Source organism: Jatrophihabitans sp., assembly GCF_051960575.1.
GTDB lineage: Bacteria > Actinomycetota > Actinomycetes > Mycobacteriales > Jatrophihabitantaceae > JBQCEE01.
The window spans coordinates 1-7,443 of record NZ_JBQCEE010000095.1 but is presented as its reverse complement, the minus strand read 5'-3'; the positions used below and the strand labels follow the sequence as shown (position 1 = coordinate 7,443).

9 protein-coding genes are annotated in these 7,443 nt (G+C 72.9%); 6 read left to right on the top strand and 3 right to left on the bottom strand.

Annotation, left to right across the window (positions count from 1 at the left end):
* Positions 1-321: UBP-type zinc finger domain-containing protein (locus ACTHMS_RS04855; protein WP_440305542.1), on the top strand; the 321-nt coding region annotated here is incomplete at its 5' end.
* Between the two features lie 7 nt (positions 322-328).
* Here ACTHMS_RS04855 and ACTHMS_RS04850 read toward each other — a convergent pair.
* Positions 329-1,309: a GGDEF domain-containing protein gene (locus ACTHMS_RS04850; protein WP_440305541.1), complete on the bottom strand. Its 981-nt coding sequence runs from the start codon at positions 1,307-1,309 to the stop codon at positions 329-331.
* A 172-nt stretch (positions 1,310-1,481) separates the two neighbouring features.
* Between ACTHMS_RS04850 and ACTHMS_RS04845 the strand changes: the two genes are divergently transcribed.
* Genes ACTHMS_RS04845 through ACTHMS_RS04835 form a run of 3 tightly spaced genes read left to right on the top strand, consistent with a single transcriptional unit; the run spans position 1,482 to position 3,633 of the window.
* The gene (locus ACTHMS_RS04845) at positions 1,482-2,261 is read left to right on the top strand and encodes an AraC family transcriptional regulator (protein ID WP_440305540.1); all 780 of its coding nucleotides are present in this window, start codon (positions 1,482-1,484) and stop codon (positions 2,259-2,261) included.
* A 58-nt stretch (positions 2,262-2,319) separates the two neighbouring features.
* On the top strand, positions 2,320-2,754 hold the full coding sequence (locus ACTHMS_RS04840; protein ID WP_440305539.1) for a DUF2000 family protein: 435 nt from the start codon (positions 2,320-2,322) through the stop codon (positions 2,752-2,754).
* 51 nt (positions 2,755-2,805) lie between these two features.
* Positions 2,806-3,633: an oxygenase MpaB family protein gene (locus tag ACTHMS_RS04835; protein ID WP_440305538.1), complete on the top strand. Its 828-nt coding sequence runs from the start codon at positions 2,806-2,808 to the stop codon at positions 3,631-3,633.
* Here ACTHMS_RS04835 and ACTHMS_RS04830 read toward each other — a convergent pair.
* Positions 3,614-4,489 carry an oxygenase MpaB family protein gene (locus tag ACTHMS_RS04830; RefSeq protein ID WP_440305537.1) on the bottom strand — a complete coding sequence of 292 codons (876 nt, stop codon included), beginning with the start codon at positions 4,487-4,489 and terminating at the stop codon, positions 3,614-3,616. The two genes, ACTHMS_RS04835 and ACTHMS_RS04830, sit on opposite strands and share 20 nt — an antisense overlap.
* Before the next feature lie 56 nt (positions 4,490-4,545).
* Between ACTHMS_RS04830 and ACTHMS_RS04825 the strand changes: the two genes are divergently transcribed.
* Both ACTHMS_RS04825 and ACTHMS_RS04820 read left to right on the top strand, forming a co-directional pair.
* Positions 4,546-5,151, top strand: a complete 606-nt coding sequence (locus ACTHMS_RS04825; protein WP_440305536.1) for a TetR/AcrR family transcriptional regulator — start codon at positions 4,546-4,548, stop codon at positions 5,149-5,151.
* 45 nt (positions 5,152-5,196) lie between these two features.
* Positions 5,197-6,564, top strand: a complete 1,368-nt coding sequence (locus ACTHMS_RS04820) for a DUF2254 domain-containing protein (protein ID WP_440305535.1) — start codon at positions 5,197-5,199, stop codon at positions 6,562-6,564.
* 10 nt (positions 6,565-6,574) lie between these two features.
* Here the strand turns inward: ACTHMS_RS04820 and ACTHMS_RS04815 are convergent.
* The coding region (locus ACTHMS_RS04815) for an HNH endonuclease signature motif containing protein (protein ID WP_440305534.1) at positions 6,575-7,443 on the bottom strand (869 nt) is incomplete at its 5' end.

The window sequence follows — 7,443 nt, the reverse complement described above, 5'->3', positions numbered from 1 at the left end:
ACGGTCGCCCCGACCGGCCCAGGCTGCGTCGACTGCGAGGCCGCGGGCGGGTGGTGGGTGCACCTGCGCCGCTGCGCCCAGTGCGGGCACGTCGGGTGCTGCGACTCGTCGCCGGCACAGCACGCGAGCGCGCACGCCGGCGCCACCGGGCACCCCGTGGTGCAGAGCTTCGAGCCCGGCGAGGACTGGTTCTGGGACTACGCGCGGAAGGACTTCGTCGACGGCCCGCGGCTGGCCGACCCGCAGCACCGTCCGGTCGGGCAGACCGTGCCCGGGCCCGCCGAGCGCGTGCCGGCCGACTGGCGCGACCACATCCACTGACCGGCGTTCAGACCGACTGCGCGAGCCCCCGGAGCGGCCGCTGCGCGTTGCGGCTCCGCTTGTCGCTGTACATCGCTTCGTCGGCGGTGATGACGGCGGAGGCGACACTCCCGCCGGGACGGAGTGCTGCCCAGCCGAGGGAGGCGGCGACACCCGCGTCCTCGAGTCCCCACCGAAGACGGTGCATCAGCAATGGCGCGGCTGCCGCGGTCGTGCCGGCGAGCACGAGGCCGAACTCGTCGCCACCAAGGCGAGCGACCAGGTCGCCGTCGCGAACGGTGGCACGCAGTGCCTGCGCCGCCGAGCGCAGCAGTTCGTCACCCGCGGCATGACCGCCCGGGCCGTCGTTGACCTGCTTCAGCCCGTCGAGATCGACGATCGCCACGACGGTCGGGTCGGCGTAAGTCGCGTAGGTCCGACCGAGGCGTTCGAGGGCCTCGTCCCAGCCCCGGCGGTTGTGCAGACCGGTGAGGGAGGCGGGGGTCGCGCGGGTGAGCTCGGCGCTCGCTCGCCGCTCCGCCGCGTCGAGCGACCGATCGGTCGCGAGGGCGATGGAGAGCAGGTTCGACAGCAGGTCGAGGATCGGGCCGAAGCGCTGCATGTCGTCCTGCGGCAGGGGGTCGAGCCCGCAGATGGCGCCGAACAGCGCACCGTCCGGCTCGCTGATCGGGGCGCCCGCGTAGGCGCCGATCCGTACGGCTCGGTTGATGGGTGCCTGGGCGTAGACTGCGATCTCCTGGGCGTGCGGCGCCAGTCGCGGCGCGTCGCCCGAGACCATGTACCGGCAGTAGGAGTCGCTCCAGGGGTGTCCACCGCCGGACACGAGCCCGTAGTCGTTGGTGTCCAGGTAGAGATAGGTCTGCTGATCGTTCTCGAGGCGAGTGATGGACCAGAAACCCATGGGCAGGTGCGCATTCAGATAATCGAGGACCGCACGGGCGGTCGCCTCGAAACCCCCCGCCTCGGCCAGGCTCGGGACAGCGCTCACGTTCGCACCATCGGCCGACCGTAGCGAAGCTTGACCGGTCGGACGAGCCGACCAGGCTTCCGTCGCGCGTCTTCGACGCCAGATGGTCACAATGCGCCCCGAAACGCTCACACGGGGCGACCCGCGCCAGATACGGCGCGACCCGGGTGCTGCGCACTGCCAGACTGGGCGGGTGGTCGACAGTGTGCGGGCCTGGCGACCGGCCGTCGCCGGCATCGCGGAGGTGCTGCACGCCGAGTGGCGGTCGCACGCCTACCCGGCGCACACCCACGACACCTGGACGCTGCTGCTCGTCGACGACGGGCTGATCGGCTACGACCTCGACCGGCACGGGCACGCGGCCGAGCCGGCCGCGATCACCTTGTTGCCGCCGCACGTCGTGCACGACGGGCACCCGGCGACCGAGCGCGGCTTCCGCAAGCGGGTCGTCTATCTCGACGAAGACGTGCTCGGCGCCGAGCTGATCGGGGCGGCCGTCGACGGCCCGACGATCACCGACGACGCGCTGCGTCGCGCTGCCTACCGTCTCGACCAGGCGTTGGTGGAGCGGGACGACGTCGAGGCCGAGGGCCGGCTCGCGCTGGTCACCGAGCGGCTGCGCTGGCACCTCACCGGCCGGCGGTCGGGGCACGCTGATCCGCAGCGGGACGTCGCGCGCCGGGCGCGCGAGCGCTTCGATGCCGACCCGGTCGGCGCCGGCCTGTCCGAGGTCGCGTCCGCGCTGGGTGTCTCGACGGCGCACCTGGTGCGGTCGTTCACGCACAGCTACGGCATCCCGCCGCACCGTTACCTCATCGGGCGCCGGCTCGACCTGGCCCGGCGCCGACTGCTCGACGGTGACGACGCGGCGGGCGTCGCGCTGGCCACGGGGTTCTACGACCAGGCGCACCTCACGCGGCACTTCCGACGGCTGCTGGCGACGACGCCCGGGCGGTACCAGCGCGGCGCGTGACGCGCCCTGGTCAACTTCGTACAAGACGCGAGCGGACGCGTCGGAGCAGCCTGGATGCATGGACGACACCGACCCCCTGCTGCCGCCCTTCGCCGCCAAGATCGCCGTGGTGGTGCGCGACGACCTCGAGACCTGGCAGCGGCTCAACGTGACCGCGTTCCTCGTCAGCGGCATCACCGCGGCGTTGCCCGAGCTGGTCGGCGCGCGGTACGAGGACGCGGACGGTCAGCACTACCTGCCACTGCTCGGCGTGCCGGTGCTGGTCTTCGAGGGCAGCGGCGCGGTGCTCGCATCGACCCGCGAGCGCGCGGTCGGGCGCGGGCTGCCGCTCGCCGTTTACACCCGGGACATGTTCGCCACGGGCCACGACGCGGCGAACCGGGCCGTCGTCGCGGCTGTGCCGGGCGCCTCGCTCGACTTGGTCGGGCTCGCACTGCACGGGCCGAAGAACGCGGTCGACAAGGTGCTGAAGGGCACGCGCCTGCACCCGTGACGTCTCCCGGCTCCAATTGACAGCTTGCCAAGAGAGCATCAGCCTGGACGGATGACATCGGCCCGCATGGCGCGTCCATTCACGTGGCGGGATGCGATCGAGGGCGTCAACCTGCTCGCCGGGCCCGCCAACGTGGTCATGCAGCTGGCCCACCCGGCCGTCGGCTACGGCGTGCTCGAGAGCCCGGTCGACTCGGGCAAAGCCACCTTGCACCCGTACAAGCGGGCCCGGACGACCGGCACCTACCTCGCGGTGGCCGCGCTCGGCACGCCCGAGCAACAGCAGGCGTTCCGGCGCGCGGTGAACACGGTGCACGCGCAGGTGCGCTCGGGGCCGTCGTCGGGCGAGCCGTACCACGCGCTCGACCCGTCGCTGCAGCTCTGGGTGGCGGCCTGCCTCTACCAGGGACTGGTCGACACGTACACGGCCTTCCACGGCGGACTGTCGGACGACGAGGCCGAGCGGGTCTACCGCGAGGCGGCGCGGCTCGGCACGACGCTGCAGGTGCGTCCGTCGATGTGGCCGGCGACGCGGGCGGATTTCGCGCAGTACTGGAAGCAGGGCCTCACCGAGCTGCGCATGGACGAACCGGTGCGCCGCTACCTCGACGACCTCGTGCACCTGCGGCACCGGCCGTGGCCCGCGCAGCGGCTGCTGGGGCCGATGGTCGCGTTCTTCACCGCCGGGTTCCTCGCGCCGGAGTTCCGCGCGCTGCTCGGGTGGTCCTGGAGCGACCGGCAGGAACGGCGGTTCCGGCGGGCGCTGCGGGTGGTGGCCGTCGTGAACCGGACGCTGCCCGGCCCGGTGCGGCGGATGCCGCTGAACCTCTACCTCGTCGACCTGAGGCTGCGGCTGCGGTTCAACCGCCCGCTGGTCTGAGCGGCTGCGTCGCGCTGCGGTCGCGCGGGGTGGGCAGCACCTTCGGGCGGGACACCGACAGCAGGCGGTGCGGCAGCACATGACCGAGGGCGCGCAGCACGGCGATGAGCACCGTGTACTCGACAGCGTGGCGGGTGCTCCAGGGCAACCCCATGCGACGGCGCTGCTCGGGCGGCACCGTGCCGTTCAGGACGTCCGTCGCATGCGCCAGCAGGGCGCCGTAGACGGGCCCAGCGAGCCTCCACACGGCTCGCGGGCAGCGCCGCGGCCGCTTCGGGCGCCGCAGTGCGGCACGCAGCTGCGGGATCACCGCGTTGCCGTGCACCCGCTCGTCGACGGCGCGGTCGAACCACTGTCGCAGGGCCGCGACGTCGGGCGGCTGGGTGCCCTCGGGCACGCCCTGGCGGGTGCCCGACAGGCGTTGCGCGGCCCAGACGTCCTCCCACTCCGCGTCCGTGAGCGGGCCGTGGAAGGTGTCGATGCCCCGCTGCACGGCCTCGGCGACGGTCAGGTGCACGAAGGTCCAGGCCTCGCGGTTCCACGCGTGGTAGGTGCGGCCGTCGAAGCCGGTGCCCTGGATGTCGCGGTGGAGGTCGCGGATGGCACGGCCGGCCGCGTCGCTGTCGCCGAAGACGAGCTCCTGCCCGAAGGCGAGGGTGCGGCGTCCGCGTCCGAGCGGGTCGGCGTAGAAGTCGGAGTGGTCCCGCAGGCCGGCCGCGACCGTGGGATGGCCGCTCTGCAGCTGGGCGGCCCGGTGCAGGAACAGCCAGACGCGCCAGTCGTCGAGGTGGCGCCGCAGCACCGCGTCCAGGCGCTCGATCTCTGCGCGGTCGAGCCGGTCGGACACCGTCGTCATGGTCCGACGATCCCGGCCTGTTGACAGCTTGTCAATGCGGCGCGGACGATGATCGGGTGCAACCTGTGACGGCGCGACGCCGACTCGAACCGGACGAGCGGCGCGAACAGATCCTCGAGGCGGCGATGCGCCTGTTCGGCGAGCGCCCGTACGCGGCCGTCTCGACGACCGACCTGGCGCTGGAGGCGGGCGTCACGCGTGGCCTGCTGCATCACTACTTCGGCACCAAGCGTGATCTGTACGTCGAGGTCGTGCGCAATCTGGTCATCCTGCCGAGGCTCGACGACGAGGTGGCGGCGACGGCGTCGACGCTCGAGGAGCGGGCCGAACTCTGCGTCGACTGGTTCCTCGGGGTGCTGGGCACGAACCCGCGCACGTTCGTGGCGGTGCTCGGCGCCGAGGGCGTCGGTGACGATCCGGAGATCGAGCAGATCCTCGCCGAGGCCGACGACCTCGCCGCCCGGAAGGTGCTCAAGACGCTCGGCGTGCGGCGGCCCACCGCGGCGCAACGAGCGGCGATCCGCGCCTACGGAGGCATGCTCAAGGTGGCCGTGCGCGAGACGGTGCGCGAGCGCACCCTCACCCGCCGCGACCTGCGGTCGCTGCTCGTCACGACGCTGATCGCCGTCGCCCGCGAGGTGCTGCCGCCGAAGCTCACCTGACCGGCTTGATCGCCTCGTACTGGTCGCGGCCCTAGGGTCGGGACCATGGCGCAACGCGGGGCCGGGTCGTGGACGTCCAGCGAGAGGTCGCGCGCTGCGGAGGCGGCGCGCACCTCGCTGTGGTGGTGGCCGGCGCTCGTCGCCGTGGTCAGCTTCGCCGCGGCGCTGCTGCTGCAGCACGTGCACGTCGGCGACAGCGGCTGGCGTGACGTGCTGTGGCCGGGCGACAGCAACGCGGCCTCGACGACGCTGCAGGTCATCTCGACCGCGGCCGTGACGGTTACGACGTTCACCTTCTCGCTGATGGTGGTGGCGCTGCAGCTGGCGTCGCAGCAGTTCTCGCCCCGGCTGCTGCGCGAGTTCGCCCGCGACTGGGTGGTGCAGCGGGTGCTGGCCGTGCTCGTCGCGACCTTCGTCTTCGCGATGACCTCGCTGCGCGGCTTCCGATCCGGCCAACCGGTGCCGAGGGTCTCGATGGCGGTGAGTTTCCTGCTCGGGCTGGCGACGGTGGCGGCGCTGCTGGCCTTCATCGGCCACATCATCCGCACGCTGCGGGTCGACTCGATGATGCGCACGGTGCACGCCGAGACGGTGCGCACGATCGCGGCTGTCTACGGGCCGGAGCAGGACGGTGCGCGTGCGGCCGACTTCCTGGTCGATCGGCCCGGCGGCGCCCTCGTCGGTGCACGCGCCAGCGGCTTCGTCCGGGTGATCGACGCGCGCGAGGTGCTGCGGGCGGCGACCGAGGCGGATCTGGTGGTCAGGCTCGAGGCACGGCCGGGTGATCATGTCGTGCGCGGCGCCCCGATCGCGCAGGTGTGGGCGCGCGGCGGTGCCACGTCGCCGCAGCTCGACCCGCGATTCGTCGACGCGGTGCAGCGGGCGGTGCACGTCGATTTCGAGCGCACGGCCGAGCAGGACGTCGCCTTCGGGTTCCGGCAACTGGTGGACATCGCGGTGAAGGCGCTCTCCCCCGCGGTCAACGACCCGGTCACAGCGGCGCACTCGATCGGGCACATGGCCGATCTGCTGGGACGCCTCGCCCGCAGCGACTTCGGACCGACCGTGCACACCGACGACGACGGCGTCGACCGCCTCGTCCTGCCGGACCGCGACCTGCGCTACTACCTCGAGCTCGCCTGCGGCCAGATCCGCCGCTTCGGCCGCCGCGAGCCGACCGTGCTGACGACGCTGCTGTCGATGCTGCGCGACGCCGCACTCGCCGCGGTCGACGACGACCAGCGGTCGGAGATCGCGCGGCAGGTCGACCTCATCGTCGCCGAGACACCCGACGACCTCGTGGCCGAGGACGCTGCCTCGGTGCCGGCCATGGCCGAGCAGGTACGCCTCGTGCTGCGCGGCGACGTCGCTGCCGGCTATCGCGACCGGAGCGGCGAGACCCGCACCATGTGAGCCCGGGCGGTCAGAAGGGCGCCGGCTCGTCGTCGACCTCCATCTCCGCTGTCGGGCGGGGCCGTCTCGCGTCGTTCTCCGCCGCACGGCCGCGGCCGGTCGGTGTGCCGTGGGCCCAGATCGAGGGTTGTTTGCCGCGGTCGGTGTTCCCCCAGCCCGGGTCGGAACTGTCGACCCTGTCCGGAGCTGTGGCGCTCGGGGTGACCGTGAGGGGCGTGAGGGTGGGTTCAACCAGCCGCGGCGCCTGGACGTGGTGCCGGCGCCGGTACGGGCTGATCCAGCAGAACGACCGCGGCCCGGTGCGGATCAGCCGCCAGCCCCGCTCGGACTTGGTCACGTGGTCGTGCCGGCACTCCGGGCTGAGGTTCACCTCGACCGTCCTGCCCCCGCTGGCCCATTCGGTGCGGTGGTCGATGTCGCACCACCGCGCCGGACGGCGGCAGCCCGGGAACAGACACCACCGGTAGACCATCTCGATCCGCCGCCGCAACGCCGGCCCTGGGAACCGCGCCGCACCGTCCTGCACGATCGGCCCGGCCGCCGCGACCTGCCCCGCGATGTCGGCCAGCACAGCGGCCCAATCGCCGCCGACAGGCAGCGGGCTCGGCGCGACCCAGTCCAGCGGCAGATGGATCTCCACCACCCCGTCGACCTTCGCCAGCCCCCCGGTACCGGTGCCCGGGGCATCGACGCCGACGGGCATGGCTCGACGCCGAGTCAGGCCGTCGAACACCAGCCACCCACCGTCGTCGTGCACCCCGAAGCGCCACGCACACCGCTGCTGCCGTGCCACCAACGCACGCGCCACCGACGCCGGCACCGGACCCCACCCGGCCACCTCCCCCGGCCGGTCGTCCAATCCCAGCAACGTCCCCAACC

Bases quoted from the DNA above. Each gene is read 5' to 3' on its own strand.
- ACTHMS_RS04840 (WP_440305539.1), top strand. From the start codon at position 2,320: ATGGACGACACCGACCCCCTGCTGCCGCCCTTCGCCGCCAAGATCGCC.
- ACTHMS_RS04835 (WP_440305538.1), top strand. From the start codon at position 2,806: ATGACATCGGCCCGCATGGCGCGTCCATTCACGTGGCGGGATGCGATC.
- ACTHMS_RS04830 (WP_440305537.1), bottom strand. From the start codon at position 4,489: ATGACGACGGTGTCCGACCGGCTCGACCGCGCAGAGATCGAGCGCCTG.
- ACTHMS_RS04820 (WP_440305535.1), top strand. From the start codon at position 5,197: ATGGCGCAACGCGGGGCCGGGTCGTGGACGTCCAGCGAGAGGTCGCGC.